Annotated in this window: 12 protein-coding genes; 8 read left to right on the top strand and 4 right to left on the bottom strand. The window is 35.1% G+C overall.

Annotation, left to right across the window (positions count from 1 at the left end; translation table 11 throughout):
• Positions 1–143: 143 nt before the first annotated feature.
• From AVL50_RS24670 to AVL50_RS24640, 7 genes are all read left to right on the top strand, one after another.
• Positions 144–1,529 (top strand): pyridoxal-phosphate dependent enzyme, encoded by a 1,386-nt coding sequence (locus AVL50_RS24670; RefSeq protein WP_062619455.1) that lies wholly within the window; start codon positions 144–146, stop codon positions 1,527–1,529.
• A 135-nt stretch (positions 1,530–1,664) separates the two neighbouring features.
• Entirely contained in the window at positions 1,665–2,378 is a 714-nt protein-coding gene (locus tag AVL50_RS24665; RefSeq protein WP_157491524.1) for a hypothetical protein, read from the top strand.
• Between the two features lie 501 nt (positions 2,379–2,879).
• On the top strand, positions 2,880–5,564 hold the full coding sequence (locus AVL50_RS24660; RefSeq protein ID WP_082795995.1) for a TonB-dependent receptor: 2,685 nt from the start codon (positions 2,880–2,882) through the stop codon (positions 5,562–5,564).
• Positions 5,564–6,328 (top strand): hypothetical protein, encoded by a 765-nt coding sequence (locus AVL50_RS24655; protein WP_062619449.1) that lies wholly within the window; start codon positions 5,564–5,566, stop codon positions 6,326–6,328. The genes AVL50_RS24660 and AVL50_RS24655 overlap by 1 nt, the downstream gene beginning before the upstream one ends.
• Before the next feature lie 316 nt (positions 6,329–6,644).
• Positions 6,645–7,757, top strand: a complete 1,113-nt coding sequence (locus AVL50_RS24650; RefSeq protein WP_062619447.1) for a hypothetical protein — start codon at positions 6,645–6,647, stop codon at positions 7,755–7,757.
• Positions 7,758–7,759: 2 nt separating this feature from the next.
• A complete protein-coding gene (locus AVL50_RS24645) occupies positions 7,760–8,860 on the top strand; it encodes a hypothetical protein (RefSeq protein WP_062619445.1) in 1,101 nt (366 codons plus the stop codon).
• 36 nt (positions 8,861–8,896) lie between these two features.
• On the top strand, positions 8,897–9,292 hold the full coding sequence (locus AVL50_RS24640) for a hypothetical protein (RefSeq protein ID WP_062619443.1): 396 nt from the start codon (positions 8,897–8,899) through the stop codon (positions 9,290–9,292).
• Between the two features lie 353 nt (positions 9,293–9,645).
• Here the strand turns inward: AVL50_RS24640 and AVL50_RS24635 are convergent, their stop codons facing one another.
• From AVL50_RS24635 to AVL50_RS24625, 3 genes are all read right to left on the bottom strand, one after another.
• On the bottom strand, positions 9,646–10,212 hold the full coding sequence (locus AVL50_RS24635) for a YceI family protein (protein ID WP_062619442.1): 567 nt from the start codon (positions 10,210–10,212) through the stop codon (positions 9,646–9,648).
• A gap of 156 nt (positions 10,213–10,368) precedes the next feature.
• Positions 10,369–11,445 carry an aminopeptidase gene (locus AVL50_RS24630; protein WP_062619440.1) on the bottom strand — a complete coding sequence of 359 codons (1,077 nt, stop codon included), beginning with the start codon at positions 11,443–11,445 and terminating at the stop codon, positions 10,369–10,371.
• Positions 11,446–11,715: 270 nt separating this feature from the next.
• Positions 11,716–12,978 (bottom strand): spondin domain-containing protein, encoded by a 1,263-nt coding sequence (locus AVL50_RS24625; protein ID WP_062619438.1) that lies wholly within the window; start codon positions 12,976–12,978, stop codon positions 11,716–11,718.
• Positions 12,979–13,285: 307 nt separating this feature from the next.
• On the opposite strand from AVL50_RS24625, the gene AVL50_RS24620 reads away from it, so the two are divergent.
• Positions 13,286–14,941 carry a C45 family peptidase gene (locus AVL50_RS24620; protein WP_062619436.1) on the top strand — a complete coding sequence of 552 codons (1,656 nt, stop codon included), beginning with the start codon at positions 13,286–13,288 and terminating at the stop codon, positions 14,939–14,941.
• Positions 14,942–14,987: 46 nt separating this feature from the next.
• On the opposite strand, the gene AVL50_RS24615 is transcribed toward AVL50_RS24620, so the two are convergent.
• A complete protein-coding gene (locus AVL50_RS24615) occupies positions 14,988–15,854 on the bottom strand; it encodes an AraC family transcriptional regulator (RefSeq protein WP_062619434.1) in 867 nt (288 codons plus the stop codon).
• Between the last annotated feature and the right edge of the window lie 58 nt (positions 15,855–15,912).

Below are 15,912 nucleotides of genomic sequence, written 5' to 3'. Positions count from 1 at the left end.
TGGAATAAATAATTGTTTCAAACAGGCACTTATGTAACTTTGAAGAAATTTGTAGCATTGTACAGCACAAGTACCAAGGTAAATGCAATCGGAGTTTTTACCTTTTCTTTTTAATCCTAGTACTTAAAAAGGCAGATACACACATGAGTAAGACACAAAATGACCTTATTTCTCTTATTGGAAATACGCCTCTCGTAAAGGTTAGAAATATAGATACAGGCAACTGTGAGCTTTATTTAAAATTAGAAAACCAAAATCCTGGTGGATCAATCAAAGACAGAATTGCTTTGAGTATGATTGAGAATGCTGAAAAAGCAGGAAAAATCAAGCCGGGTGATACCTTAATTGAAGCAACAGCTGGAAATACAGGTTTAGGTTTAGCTTTGATCGCTATTCTTAAAGGATATAAATTGATATTGGTGATGCCTGACAAAATGAGTAAAGAAAAAGTAGCTCATTTGAAGGCAATGGGAGTAGAGGTACTTCAAACTAGATCAGATGTTGGTAAAGGTCATCCTGAATACTACCAAGATATGGCAAAACGCCTATCAGAAGAAAAGGGATACTATTATATAGATCAATTCTCAAATCCTGACAACTCGTTGGCCCATGAGCTGACAACTGGTCCTGAGATTTTATCACAAATGAACGGCGATGTAGACGCTGTAGTAGCAGGTGTTGGTTCTTCGGGGACAATTTCTGGTATGGCGGCTTACTTCAAAAAAGCGAATCCATCTACAGAGCTAGTATTAGCCGATCCTGAAGGGTCTATCTTGAAGGATTACATTGATAAAGGTGAATACGGTGAAGCGGGTTCTTGGTATGTAGAAGGAATCGGAGAGGATTTTATTCCTGAAATTGCTGACTTCTCTTTAACAAAGAAGGCCTATTCTATTTCTGATAAAGACAGCTTCAATACGGCTCGTGAGGTATTACTGAAAGAAGGTATTTTGGCAGGTTCTTCATCAGGTACATTGATTGCGGCTGCTTTGGAATACTGCCGTGAGCAAACGGAACCTAAACGTGTAGTGACATTCGTTTGCGACAGCGGTAACAAATACTTCTCTAAGTTATTCAATGATAATTGGATGAAAGAGAAAGGATTTATTGAAAAAGAAACCTTCGGTGACCTTCGTGACTTGATCTCTAATTATTATGAGAAAGGTGAGGTAGTCACTGCAAGCATTGAAGATACTTTATTAGATGCTTATAAAAAGATGAAAATGTACGATATCTCTCAGCTTCCAATCATGGACGGAGACGAGATATTGGGTATCATTGACGAGTCAGATATATTATTTAGTGTTTATGATGATGAATCTGCTTTTGAGCGTTTCGTAGCTGAATACATGACAAGTAATCTTGTGGTGATTGAGTCTTCTGACAGCATTGACAGATTAATGGAAATCTTCAGAGATGGCATGGTGGCGATCTTAGTCAATGAAGGCAAGTTTGTAGGTCTGATCACAAAGATTGATGTCTTGAATCACTTGAGACAGCAAACTGCTACTGATAAAGGAAAGGGATAAAACTTTCTGATGTAAGAGGTTTGATGGAAGAGTGAAGAGGTACTGAAAAGTGTCTTTTCACTCTTTCTTTTTTATCTCTTTTTCCATAATTTTGATAAGTGAATTATAAACAGAAAGCAAACTTGAGCTGAACTTATGAAAACTTCTCTTTGTCTAATATTGACGTCTCTTTTCTTATTTTTTTCATGTAATAATACTGAAGAAATAGAAGAACACCCCACATTGAATCTTACTGTTGAAGAAGGTGAGATTCTAAATTTAAATTTTATAAAAGTCGACAATGATCGACACTTCTTTTTAGAAGCTGAAAGCAATTGGCTTAAGGAGGATGGAGTGATCGACCTTCCTGAGAATGGTACCTATCAGATATCAGTAATAGTTGATATTGAAGGCACTAAGTACGGTGATATTAATATTATTGAAATCAATGAACAAAAAAATATTGCTGTTACGCTGTCTCCACAAGATCAAGTTGGGTCATTAAAACTTTTTGTACAGGGAAATTATTCCAATAAAAAACTATATGCTGCTGTGATAGTGGAAGAGACTCCAACCCTTCCTAGTGATGCTACGACTAAAGATTATATGACTAATTTTATCAATCACGCTGTGGTTATTTCTGATAAAATGAATGATGATGAAATAATAATCGAGAATATACCTGCTGACAGTAAGACTATTGACGGATATGGTAGTTTCTCATATTTAAGCAGTAATATCACCTCTGCTTATTGTGCCGTGATGGTTTATGATGAAGACTTTACAGTTTCTGGATATGTAACAGCACATAGTATTCGAGCTCATGAAGAGCAGGGGACAAGTACTGTTTATTTAGGAGAAGTTTATTAAAACCTTCGGAATCATATAAAAGAGCTGATTCATAAACTTTTTGAAGTAAGACATATGATGGAAGAGTGAAGAGGTATTAGAGGTATCTTTTCACTCTTTTTTCTAAAAAATCCCTTCCCTTTTGTTCTCATTACTTATCTACACTTAACATCGATCACAAGAAATATAAAAGCAGACTCTTAACAATTACAAACAACAAAGTATACTCTTCAAATTGCTAAAAACGATGTTACAAGATCGTTCACATTGGTTTCATAATGTAGTAATAGAATGTCTTTGTTTAGGAAATATAAAATCAACCGAAGTGAATCATTCGGTTTTTTGTTATGGGCATGAAAAAAGAATAGACATTCATTCTCCAATAATAGACTAGTTTCAAATATCCAATAAGTAACATTTCTGTAATATAAGGTCCTCCTAATTATTCACAGCCTAGTAATATTCGAAAACCTACTTTTGCCCCCATAACTTTCAATTAGTATTATCATAACTAAAACCAGAATGAAACATTATCTCTACCTTATTTTAACTGGGATATGTATTTCCTTATTCTCATCAAATAGTATGGGTCAAACTTCAGACCTGTACGGAAAAATTTTAGGCCCTTCGGGCGATCCCCTTCCCTATGCTCAAGTAAACGTATTGGAAACCACTTTTGCCAGCATTACAGATATGGATGGTAATTTCCATATCAATAATATTCCTTCAGGAAAATATGAAATCAGTGCTACTTACCTTGGATACAATGCTGATGTAATCAATATAACGCTTGAGGGAGATGAGCCTTTCAAATTAAATATCACCATGAATGCTGATGTGACAGAGTTGGATGGTGTGACGGTTTATGGTGAATTTACGAAAGGACAAGCGAAATCGTTGAACGAGCAGAAGAATGCTGTGAGTATTAAAAATATCGTTTCTTCAGAACAGTTCTCGACAATGCCGGATAGAAATGGTGCAGAAGCATTACAGCGTATTCCAGGTATCTCCATTGTAAGAAACAGAGGTGAAGGTCAGAATATTCAAATCCGTGGTATGGCTTCTGAGTACAACCAAGTACAAATGAACGGCACACCAATGCCGGGTGGTGAAGATAGCCGTGGTGCTGCACTTGATTTTATGTCGGCTGACATCATGGAATCTATTGAAATCAAGAAAACATTAACACCAGATATGGACGGCGGTGCTATTGGTGGTGCAGTCAACTTTACTTTGAAAGATGCTCCTTCTGAATTTACATTAAGAGCAATTACTTCAGGCGGTAAAAACTTCCATGCAGATCCATTTAATGATGGTTGGGGATTAGGACAGCAAAACCACAGTTTATATGTAGGTAACCGTTTCTTCAAAGACAAACTTGGTGTGTATGCTACAGGTAGTTATTACTTGACCAACAGAGGTACAGTTTTACAAGAATACACACTGAACGACGATGATCAACTGACAAGAAAAAGATGGAATGATTATGATGTGAGACGTGAACGTTATGGATACAACGTGGGTATGGATTATAAATTTGATGACAACAACATTATCAGAGCTTCTTACAACTCCAACTTCTTTAATGATGACAGAAGAAGAGGTAGAACGAACTTCAACTACAAATATGATCTAGAAACTCCAGATGCTCCAGTAGCTTCTTTTACAGAAGACAGAGAAACACAAACTAGAGCCAAAAGAACAATGACAGATATGTTTGGTGTAGGTGGTGAGCACCGTTTTAAAAGCGGTTTGAAATTAGATTATAAAGCGACTAGAATCAAAACTGTTATTGATGAGCCTGACGGAACGCAGTATTACTTCAGTAGAACATTAGGAACGCATCACTTTGACAATATGAGTCCTTGGGATTTAGATGGAACAATGGCTCTGGAACCTGACAATATGTTGGAAATGAATAAGCCAGTGCGTATTGATACGAAAGAAAACACAGAATTGGATCACTCTTTTACAATCAATGCTTCACAGCCTTTCCGTTTCTTAGGAGAAACTTCTACCATTTCTGCAGGCTACAAATTATGGCATAAAGACAAAGTCAATAATGCAAGAAGAGCGACGATGGACAACCTTGAACCGATCTATCTTGCTCCTGGGCAATTCTACAGAAGAGATCTTCGTTTTACGGATGCTGAATTTGGTGATTTACCGCTTGGCAGTCCTAAAGAAAATTATGAAGTGAAAAATCAAAACTACCAAGCTGATGAGATTATCAACTCTGGTTACTTGATGGGCGATATTCAATGGACTTCGAAATTCAATACACTAATTGGAGCTCGTATTGAAGCCACAAGAAACAGTTATAAATTCCATGAATATGACGAAAATACGGGTGATTATGTAAGAACACTTTCTGACAATTCTTCTTATATCAATGTATTGCCATCCATCAATGCGGTGTATCGATTCAATGAGAAAAACATGCTGAAAGCGGCGGTAGCACAAGGCTTAAGTAGACCTTCTTTTACAGCACTTATTCCAAGAGAAGTGATTGATGATGAAAACTTCACAAAGCGTTTATCAAACCCTGATCTTCAGCCAGCCATCTCTACCAACTTTGATTTGATTTTTGAAAGATACACTGACAATATGGGATACTTTACGTTTGGTGTATTTGCAAAATTCTTAGAAAATCAGATTTATACTTCTAAAAACTTTGTGGAAGAAAACGGTCAGATTTGGGAAATCACAAGACCTGAAAACGGTGAAAGCTCACATTTATATGGTTTCGAGGTAGCGTACAGCAAAAACTTAAGAGACTTGAATGTACCTATGTTGAAATGGATCAACTTAATGGCCAACTATACTTATACATTGTCTGAGCAAGAATTAGAAGACGGTAGAAAAGTAGTAATGGGTAACAGCCCTAGAGATATGGCCAACTTTATTTTGACTTACGACAACCCTAAAAACGGTCTTATGATTGCGGTTGCGGGTAACTACAGAGGTCCATTATTAATTGATGTGGCAGACAGACAAGATAGAGATGTTTACTTCACTTCTCAGTTCCATTTAGACATTTCAGCAAGTTATAAAGTAAACAATCAGTTCAGCGTTTTCACGCAGATGAACAACTTAACGAATCAAATGGAAATTGAAACCTACGGCAACCCTGCCAATGATCACTTGTTGCATCAAACAGAACAATATGGTCCGACTGTTACAGTAGGTTTAAAGTTTGAGCTATAATGAAAAGATATTATATATTTTTCTTCTTGTGCATTGCCTACTTGAGTGTCAAAGCACAAGAAGAAGTAAAAAGATATAAAGCACCACATGCCCGTCAAGCAGTGGCTGCTACGGAGGAATTCTTCTTTGTGGTAGATAATAATACCATTGTCAAAAGAAATATTTCTGATGGAGAAGAGGTGAAAAGGTGGCAGGATGATCGTCTGAAGCATTTGAACAGTGCTTATATCCAAAATGATACACTTTTCTGTGCCCATTCCAATTACCCTGAAATCCCGATGCATTCTTCTATTGAAATGTGGGATATCAATACATTGGAACATATCGGGAACCACAGTTTCGGTATTGATATCGGATCTTGCACATGGATTGTGCAGCAGAAAAACCACTGGTACGTGATGTTTGTACATTATGCCAATGAAGGAAAAATGCAGAAAAACCGTGATGTTTCTTGGTCACAGCTTATCAAATATGATTTGAACTGGAACAGAAAAGAAGCATGGGTACTGCCGAAAGCATTAATTGAAAAAGTATCTCCTTACAGCATTTCAGGAGGCGTACTTCTGGAAGATAATACGATCCTTTGTACACATCATCACTTCAATGAATTGTATACCTTAAAATTCCCAACAATGGGTTCAACTTTAATTTGGGAAACAACAACTCCTTCACCTGTAAGAGGGCAAGGGATTGCTATTGATCCTGAAGGAAACCTTTGGGGTATTGATAAGAAAAGCAGGGAAGTGATTCGAGTGAAGCAATAGGATTTACTTTTCTTAGAGCATGTTTTAAACATGATCTAAAAAGACAACTGGTTTAGATTTTTTACTTAAGGGTGGGGAGTAGTTTTCGAATTACTTCTCATCCCTTTTTTATTTTAGTTCAATTATAGATAAATATTTTATTACCTTTTTAGGTACTACTTTCAAGATTACCTCCTCTTCATTTTATTCAGAATCATAAAAAGAGCTAAAAACAGAAACTGTTATTCTATATAATATCGTATATATTTATAACTTCGAGTGGTTAATTTGCTCCAAAACTAAACATAAGCTCTTACTTAAAGCATCAATTATTATAATGAAGACTAAACAAGATATTCCATACTTGTCTCTCCATCCACAAGTTCAGTTTTATGAAGAAAAAGATGAAATAGCCTATTCCTGTAAAGCGGATTATTCCAATCCATTCGCATTACTTTTCCTAGGCATTCTTTGGGAAGCTTGCGGTATCATATTATTCATCTTTATATCTTCTGTAGTTCTAGGTGAATTTAACCTGTACGCTGTACTCATACCACCTAATATAATCCTTACTATTTTGTGGTATAATTATGTCCGAAAGGCTCCTCATAAAGATATTATCATCAATCATTATGAAATGAAATGCCACTCATATTTCAACTTTCCTTTTAAAATAAATTTGCATGATTATACGATCAGCGTATCTAGTATTAAACAGTTATACATACAGAAGTTGGGCAATAGATATCAGCTTTACTTTATAGATGAGAAGTTGAAAAAACGAATTCTAGTCAGTAAAAGGCATAACATTCCGTATAAAATTCTGGAACAAATGGAAAGTGTCATTGAGGATTTTCTGGGTATTATTGATCAAAAAGTACCAGGAGAATATGAGTTCAAATCCTATGAGAAGATAGCAACAAACAAGCCTTTTCACGTTGACCATCATAAAGGGGGCAACTATAAAACACACAGTATTAATAATTCTCTATTTGAATTGAATGCAGGTAATTTTTTCAATTATGGAACTCATAGTTTCCTGATTACAAGATTGGCCGTTTTTCAGAAAAATAAATCTACAGCTGTCAAACAAATACACTGTAGGTCTATGGTCAATGAGAACCTTATTGTTTGTGTATACAATAATGCTGAAGATGAAGTATATATCGCCAAAGAAATTAATTTATACTTGGCTATCAATGCTATTTATAATATAGAAAGACCAGTGGAAATAGAAGGCCAGGAACTTTTCTACAAGGAGCGAATGACCGTCAAAAAGCATTATGAGAACAATAACATTTCTCCTGTGAAAGATGTACAGTTGTTTTATTTCCAATCCAAAGACAATGATTATTTATTAAGAGTAGAAGTTTTTGACAGCGACGTAGTTCAGGCTTTTTTACTTGAAAAAGAAAACATTTCATCATTCAATAACTTCATGGCTATATAACAATGAAAGAACCTCAATTTCAGCATCACAGTACTAGTGATTTATCCATCAATATTAAATATGATAAAGCAAAAAAAATCATTTATCATTTCGGTAATGTTATCATAACTGTATTGTTAATCCTTACTCTTCTTATTCAAAGTTATAACCTTTCTATACTTATTTTCAGTTTTGCATTCTGGGGTATTGTTTGGCTATTTTTCACGCTTCATATCACCAACAATACTGAAATGATCATTCAGGTGAAGGGGAATAGTATTAGTATCCATACCTCTCCGTTTTCTTCATTTTATAGTAATGAAAATATTGATATCAATAACATACGTAAGTTGATTATCGAAGAAAAATATGAAACCGAAAAAATGTTATATGACTTAGTGTATATCGATCATTATCACAAACACATTCCATTACTCAGTTCCTATAACAATACAGAAGCACTGGGCACTGGTTTTTCTGAGAATGCACTTTATGAAATCCAAAAAGAACTTGAGATTTCAATTGAACTCAAAAAGGTAAAACCGAAGATAAAGCCCCCTAAGGTGACTATTAAACAAAAAGAAGTTCTCCCCAATTTTTCTCAATTGCCCCTGCATATGAGAGATTTTAATCAGGATGTACTGAGTCAATCTATATATCAATTGAAGGAAGGAGATTTTTTTGATTACGATGCATCCAATTTTGAAGTATTAAAAGCAGTTCAGTACGAAGAGGAAAGCGGTATCAGTTACCGTAATATCACAAGTAATGATGGCAACCAGAATATCATGTTTTTTGTAGCCAATGATGAGTTAAATGAGCTTTTCATCATCAATGAAATCGATCACACAACTATTGGTTATAGAGTACTATACAAGGTGCATTACGATTCCAAAACATTTCAGCTTTCGAGACTCAGAAATGTCACTAAGTTTGAAATGTCTTCCAACATGATGCATACAGAAGAAATGAGGTTGATGTTTTATTTTGATGAAAAAACAGACGATGTATTGATCCTTGAAACAAAGTATGGGGAAATTTTAAAGGCTTATTTTGGAACAATGAAAAAGCATAAGGTTATTAAAAATATTATTAGTAAACAGGATGTAGCAAACAACTATTAGATCTAACTGTTATACCACCAACCAAAAGGTATACAGATGAAAAAACAAATTGCTTACATGATCATTATGGCTGTACTATTATTTTCATGTGAAATTTCTACGAAGACAAAGAAAAAAAATTCAACTCCAAAAACCTTTGAGCAATTACAAGGGAATTATATTCTAGATTCCGTAAGATTTATTGAAATACTCAAAACAGATGTCATTCCTGAACATACGAGTGGCAAGGTGAGAATCGAAGAAGACTCTATTTTTCTAACCTTTCTTTATTCTAATTTGACCAGTGAAGTCAATGCAAAACTGGTAATGGATAAAGACAGCGTTACGGTAAATGAAGGTGGGGTGACCAAAGCATTTTTGGTACATCGAAAACAAAGAATTTATTATGTCTCTTTAGACAGGAAGGCTTTTATTCCATTTAAAAAACTATAGATATTCTACAACTGGTTCAAGTCTTTAGCTGATACTAACACATTTAGTGTATAAACTAGAAGTCGGAGACTTCTTACGATCTTTCAAGCACAAATGACGCTGTCGCTTAACATTAGCGCTAGGTAGACAGAATCAGAACCACTGGTGCGGATGTTAAGCGATAGCGTCATCCGTGCCTAATGATCACTAGAAATCTCCTGATTTCTAATAAGATTGTGTACGTTAATCAGAACGGGCCTTTTACAAATAAAAGGGAGTCAAGTATCAATACTCGACTCCCTGTATATTTAGTCAACTAAGAGAAAAACTAATGCCGTTTTGCTTCTCAATCTTAGTTCTTCTAAATCAATTTCTTAAAGCGTTGTTACTTTGAAGTTGATATCAAAGTTATTTGAAATCGCTTTGTCACCTAAGTTGTCAAAGAAAGAATCAGAACCGTATTTTAAACCGAATTTAGTTCTGTCGATTTCGATTGCTCCTTCTAAAACATACTTTTTACCTTCTTCTTTTAATGACGCATCAAAAGCTACTTCTTGAGATACTCCTTTGATTGTCATATCACCAGTTAGTTTTAACTTATCGCCATCTTTAGTAGCTGATTTTAAAACGAATTTTGCAGTAGGATATTTTTCAACATCAAAGAAATCTCCAGATTTTAAGTGACCATCAAGCTTTTGCTTCCACTCACCCTCTAAATCAGTTGAGCTTAATGATGTCAAGTCGATTTCGATTTCACCACCTTTCAAAGCACCTTTTTTGATTTTCAACTCACCACCTTTTACTGCTACAGTACCTGTGTGTGTAGAACCTACTACTTTGTGACCTGTCCACTCTACTTTTGAGTTGTCAGCAGAGATTTTTTGTCCGAATGAAACTAATGAGAATAAAACTGCTACTAGTGTTAAAGTAATGCTTTTCATAATATTTTAAATTAAGAGTTTAAATGCTTTATGAGTATGTTTTTTAAACAACTCTTGTTTTCTGTTTTTTTGTTGATACAAATATATGTACAGGAAATAGTTGTTCAAACAAATTATAAATAATTTTTATCCTTTGAAATATTAAAACATTGATTATCAGTTTATTATTTTTTTAATAATATGTAATAAAGATTGTTCTTTTTGTTTTAAGTATGAAAAGTAAGCATGAAAATTACTGTTGAAATCGTTTTCAAACTCGGCTTTAAACTCGTTTTGTTTGCCTCTGTAGCGGATATATCCCATAAAGAAGGTGTTGTTGGGAGTGAAATCATCAAAATAACGGCAATAACCGCTGTTGGCAAAGGAGAGATGCTGTATACCGTCTGTGATTTCTTTGATTTTTTGAGCCTTCAAAAGTGTTTTTTCTTCTAAAGTCATTTCCTCAGGAAAAGATTTATAGAGTGAATCCAGAGATTTAGCACTTTGAAGCAGATATTCAGAAAAGGTTTTACGGTCTTGCTTTCGTGACATATACTTGACGTATTCTGAAGAGTGCTTTCCGTATTTATAAATCAAAAAACGTTTAGCTCCTTCATCACCTACAAAATCGGCTAAGTTTTCATTATAAGAAACACTATTCTTTAGGTAGATAGTACCGTGTGTCAATTCATGAATAATAAGATGTGCTAGACTTCCTTCGTTTCTTTCTAGCATGCTCGAAAGTATAGGGTCGTTGAGAAAACCTAAAGTAGACCATGCTGATACTTCACCAATAGAGGCGTCCCATCCTTCTTGTACTAGTTTCTCTTTCTCTTCTTCTACTAGTTCTTTCACAAAAAATCCTTTATACGAAAAAGCACCTGCAATGGGGAAAGTCCATTTCTTGGCTTTTAAGTCAAAAGGCTCACTTCCTGTTACGATCCATAAAATAGGTTTCCCTTTCTGATCAAAAAGCTGGGTATAACTTCCAGATTCATCCAGTCCCAATGAATCCACTGTAAACTGACGTATCTCCTGAATCAATCTGATTTTTGCTTTTTGCTTTTCGGTAAATGAAGTATCAGTTAAACATTGTTCTACTGGCTGGGTATTCAATAAAATATTCATCTGTCCTAGGCCCTGCCTGATACCATAAATAGTTTCTTGATGATAATATCCTAGAAAGCACAATACACCTAAAAAAATAATCAGGAAAACTCTTTTGAGCCAAGTGAAGATGATGTTTTTATTCATTTATATTATTTGTGTCGTTTAATCTGGTTCAAATCTTCTGATAGAAAACAGAAGTCTGCTTAAAATGTATCACAAACATAAAATTTTAAAGAAAGGATCTCAACTTTTACCTAAAAGAAAAGCCTTCCGCTAAAAGCGAAAGGCTTATTGTATTCTCTATTCAATCAATTAGCAATGAATCTTGCTTTTCTACAGTGTTTTAAAGACTGTTGGTTTATCCGTGATAGTGGGCTAATGTTAATCTATTATTATTATCTATTACTACTATTATTATTGTTGAGAGGAAGTAATTGTAACTTTCAACATCTCCGAGTTGGCCAATAGGTTTGAACTTGGAGTGCCTTCTACTTCAATTGTTCCATCTTCTGCCATACCAGAGTTTGGTCCTGGCTGACGAGGTGCTTGATAAGAACCTGCTCCTGCGTATTCATCTACTTCAGATCCGCCGTCTATTAAAATCAGCTGACTTGAAATATCTCCGCTGATTGGTGTTCCGTTGTTGAAAAGTTTGATATTATCAAAACCTAATACCCAATCATTTGACTGTACCAACATAGTGGCCATTGACAGCATATCACCGTCCATTGCAGTAAATGTAAATGAGTATTTTTCACCTGGGAAAATAGGAGCTGGAGCACTAGCACCTTGAGGTGTATTAAAGTGATTAGCAAAACCTGAAGGATCTCCGTCTTCTGTCAAAGATTCAAATTCTGATGTTGGAGCTGCGCCAAGTGTAAAAATTGTATTGGCATTACCTACTGAATATGCACCAGGAGCAAAAGGGGACACTAAACCTGTCATTGATGCAATTGCAGTAGATAAAACATCTGTTCCTCCATCTTCAGCTAAATCTTCTAATCCTTCTGAAGCTATTTTATCTTCTTGGAATAATGGATATTGTCCTTTCGAATGTACCACCCAATTACCCGGAGCAAATGGAGTTGGTACTGAAGCATTTTCTGATACGTTTGCTACAGTTACTGTAAACATTGTACCTCCATCATGTTTGATGCTCACATTGATCACATCACTTGTGGCAGGATACGTATAACCATCATTTACATCAGAGATTAATTTTACCACACCGTTTTCAGCAGTTCCTGTGTTGGGACCTGATTGGCGAGGAGCTTGGTTGGCACCTACACCCGGTTCTTCATTTACCTCTGTACCTGCATCCCAAAGGTAAAACTGAGACGTAATATCTCCTGTCAGAGCATTTCCCTCATCATCATACAGTGCTATTCCTCCTTCCATTGGAGCATAGAACAAGTCATTGGACTGCACAAACATTGTTGCAAAACTTAAATAATGTCCTTTTCCTGCATTGAAGCTAAAATCTTGTGAATTACCTGGAGTAATTAAACCTTCAGTGGCTCCATATGCAAAGTAATCTTTAGGCTGGAAAGCGTTTTCAATGGTAACTGTAAAACTAGTTTCTGGTAATACTACTGGATCATTATTGTTTTCATCATCAGAACAACTTGTAAATGCCAGCGCAGATAAAAAAGTAAATGCTAAAATTGAGTTTTTCATTTTGTTGATAGGTTAAATTCTAGAGTTTTTTGAGTGAGCGACTAAATTTAGTTTAGAAGCCGAAAAGAACTTTTTAGAGTATCCTTTTCGTTATTTGTTTCTACAATTTTACATCTGTTTTTTTCCACAAAGTGTGAAGCGCTTCACATTTGAAAAAAAAGATCAAAAAAAAATTATGTAACTTATTTTGTGAAATTTTTGTTTTAGGATTGAAAACAGAATTTATGAGTATGTTTCCCACCTCATTATTTGAGGTCAAAAAGGTATTCAATTACTCATTAACGCTTTATCCGTCTCATTACTTACTATGAATTCTTTAGCTAGAAAACTCAGTTTTGCTCTTTTTTTATTGTTACTGATCACTATCACATGGATACAATCTTGGATATTTATCCCCACTCCAAAAGTTGACAACACTTCAATTATCCATGAAAAAGTTGATACATTAGGCCATAACCGTTACATGATCAAAAATAATTTTATCATCAAAAAACAAGATAAAATTTGGGAGCTTTATACAGAAGGTACACCTTTTGAAATCGGTTATAGTACAGGTGCCTTAAGCAAAAGTTTCTTACAAGAACAAGAAGCTATTTTTGCTTACAGAATGGTGGAACATGCACCAGGAAAATACCCTGATCTAGCCCGACTTCTGAGTGCCTATTACAACAGGCATATGGACAACCGGATTCTTCCAGAATATTGTGAAGAGATGTATGGGGTATCATTCCACATGAATCCTAAGTTTGATAATATGGGATCAGCTTACCAAAGAATCCTTAACTATCATGGTATTTATGATACACAGCATTCTTTTGAAAAAATGGATGTCAAGGTCAATTCCGCTTTCGCAATCAACGGACCTAAAACCAAGGACCACGATGTATTAGTGGGAAGAAATTTTGACTTCTTTTTACATGACCAGCACCGTACAGATAAAATTGTACATTTCGTAAAACCTTATGAAGGATTTAAGTTTGCCTCCGTAAGCTGGGCAGGGTTTGTTGGTGCAGTTTCTGGAATGAACGAAACAGGCTTAACAGTAACCATAAACACTGCAGAATCACAAATTCCATTGGCTGCCACTATGCCAATGTCTTTAATTTCAAGAGAGATTCTACAATATGCACAAACTGTTGACGAGGCCTTCAATATTGCATTTACCAAAGAAGCCTATGTCAATGAATCCATTCTTGTTTCTTCAGCTTTTGATAATACAGCAATCATTATTGAAAAAACACCTCATGGTATTGATTCCATTCAAATGAGAAACAATGAATTGGTTTGTACTTCGCACCTACAAACCGATGAACTTAGAAAACCCATGGCCTATGACCCTTCTTATGCTTCTTATTATAGAGCCATCAGAATACAAGAACTCATCAATCAAAATGATGAATTTACGGTGCAGGATATTGCCACGGTTTTAAGAGATACGGATGGTTTTGAAGATCAACCTATCGGTCTTGGCAATGCAAAAACTATTAACTCTCTCCATTTACATCATTCTATAATTTTCAAACCAGAAACAAGAGAAATGTGGTTGTCTACAAGCCATCATGGTATGGAAGAGTTTATCTGTTATAATCTGGATTCTGTATTCTCAAACTCTCAGAATTACCCACCACCAGCTACTTTAGCCTCAAGTTCAAAACAAATTTCAGAAGCGGGTCCTGATCATTGGGATGATTACCACAATTATAAACAGTTCAAAGGAATGGCTTTTCAATTCAAAAACTGGAATGATCAACTGCCTCCAATTTCACAGAAAGCTATTGATGAGTTCATAGCACTCAATCCTAAAGGCTACAATGTGTATGAAATAATAGGTGATTATTTCATCAAAGCACATCAAAGTAAAAAAGCTGCAACGTATTATCAGAAAGCATTGGACAACGAGGTGGCCACACATCAATCACGTCAGTTTATTAAGAAGAAGTATGAATTGGTGATGAGGGATTAAAATGTGAAAGAAAGAAGAACATGTTTTATCAATTCATCCTATTTCTTTAATATTTTCGGAATGAATTGGGCGTAAAAGAAGTCCTCTTCTTAAAATACTTCACCATATTCGTTGGTTCATCAAATCCCATTTCATAAGCGATTTCTTTAATGGGGATTGATGTTCCTTTCAGTAGACGCTTTATTTCTAAAACTCTTCGTTCGTCAATGACTGCTTTGGGAGACAGGTCATATTTTTCTTTTAGTATTTTACTCAATGCTTTGATATTTATGTTCAAGGTATTGAGATAGAATTCTACTTTGTATTCCTTCTTGAAATTTTCTTCTAGCAACTGTTGAAACTTCAAGTGTAATTGATCTGAAGGGGATATTTTTTTTATGGATTGATGCTGTTGCTGTATTCTTTCCACTTGAATTAAAAACAAACTCAGCCAATGGTAAAAGGCATGTTCTTGCTGTGGCAATTCCCAATGATCATATACCTCAAACATTTGATCACTGAGCATTTTAAAAAAGGTGCTTTCTTTTTCCGACAGGGATAAATACTGCATTCCTTCAATATGAGAAGCTAAAGAAAACTGAAACATATGTTGCAAGTCATGATCATTGCGATACAAAAACTCTGGAGTGAATACAATGCTTTGAATTTCTACTTCTTTGGGGTCTAAAGCATCAAAATAACTGATCTGATCTTTAGATAAGAGCATTAAGGTATTGGGTTGAAAAGTATATTTCTGAAAATCGATATAGTAGGTGCCTGAACCTTTTTTGAACCAAAACAATACATGAAAATCCCTTTTGGAAGGAGAGAAAATATCTGTTCCTTCCAAAAGGATAGAGGAAGGGACTATTGCGAAAGGCAACCCTTTTCCTATTTTTTTATTTTGATGATAAGAGATGTTTTGGTGATCCATTACGTTGTAAACTAAATTATCGTCAACTTTCAATTGACATTTCTACACGTTTTCTATG

It is taken from the genome of Flammeovirga sp. SJP92 (assembly GCF_001583495.1).
Classification (GTDB): domain Bacteria; phylum Bacteroidota; class Bacteroidia; order Cytophagales; family Flammeovirgaceae; genus Flammeovirga.
Note: the sequence above shows the minus strand (reverse complement) of the source record. Positions and strands in the feature narration are given on the sequence as shown.

What these genes read in the sequence shown, in the direction of transcription:
- AVL50_RS24670 (WP_062619455.1), top strand. Translation starts at nt 144, where the DNA reads ATGAGTAAGACACAAAATGACCTTATTTCTCTTATTGGAAATACGCCT.
- AVL50_RS24665 (WP_157491524.1), top strand. Translation starts at nt 1,665, where the DNA reads ATGAAAACTTCTCTTTGTCTAATATTGACGTCTCTTTTCTTATTTTTT.
- AVL50_RS24660 (WP_082795995.1), top strand. Translation starts at nt 2,880, where the DNA reads ATGAAACATTATCTCTACCTTATTTTAACTGGGATATGTATTTCCTTA.
- AVL50_RS24655 (WP_062619449.1), top strand. Translation starts at nt 5,564, where the DNA reads ATGAAAAGATATTATATATTTTTCTTCTTGTGCATTGCCTACTTGAGT.
- AVL50_RS24650 (WP_062619447.1), top strand. Translation starts at nt 6,645, where the DNA reads ATGAAGACTAAACAAGATATTCCATACTTGTCTCTCCATCCACAAGTT.
- AVL50_RS24645 (WP_062619445.1), top strand. Translation starts at nt 7,760, where the DNA reads ATGAAAGAACCTCAATTTCAGCATCACAGTACTAGTGATTTATCCATC.
- AVL50_RS24640 (WP_062619443.1), top strand. Translation starts at nt 8,897, where the DNA reads ATGAAAAAACAAATTGCTTACATGATCATTATGGCTGTACTATTATTT.
- AVL50_RS24635 (WP_062619442.1), bottom strand. Translation starts at nt 10,212, where the DNA reads ATGAAAAGCATTACTTTAACACTAGTAGCAGTTTTATTCTCATTAGTT.
- AVL50_RS24630 (WP_062619440.1), bottom strand. Translation starts at nt 11,445, where the DNA reads ATGAATAAAAACATCATCTTCACTTGGCTCAAAAGAGTTTTCCTGATT.
- AVL50_RS24625 (WP_062619438.1), bottom strand. Translation starts at nt 12,978, where the DNA reads ATGAAAAACTCAATTTTAGCATTTACTTTTTTATCTGCGCTGGCATTT.
- AVL50_RS24620 (WP_062619436.1), top strand. Translation starts at nt 13,286, where the DNA reads ATGAATTCTTTAGCTAGAAAACTCAGTTTTGCTCTTTTTTTATTGTTA.
- AVL50_RS24615 (WP_062619434.1), bottom strand. Translation starts at nt 15,854, where the DNA reads ATGGATCACCAAAACATCTCTTATCATCAAAATAAAAAAATAGGAAAA.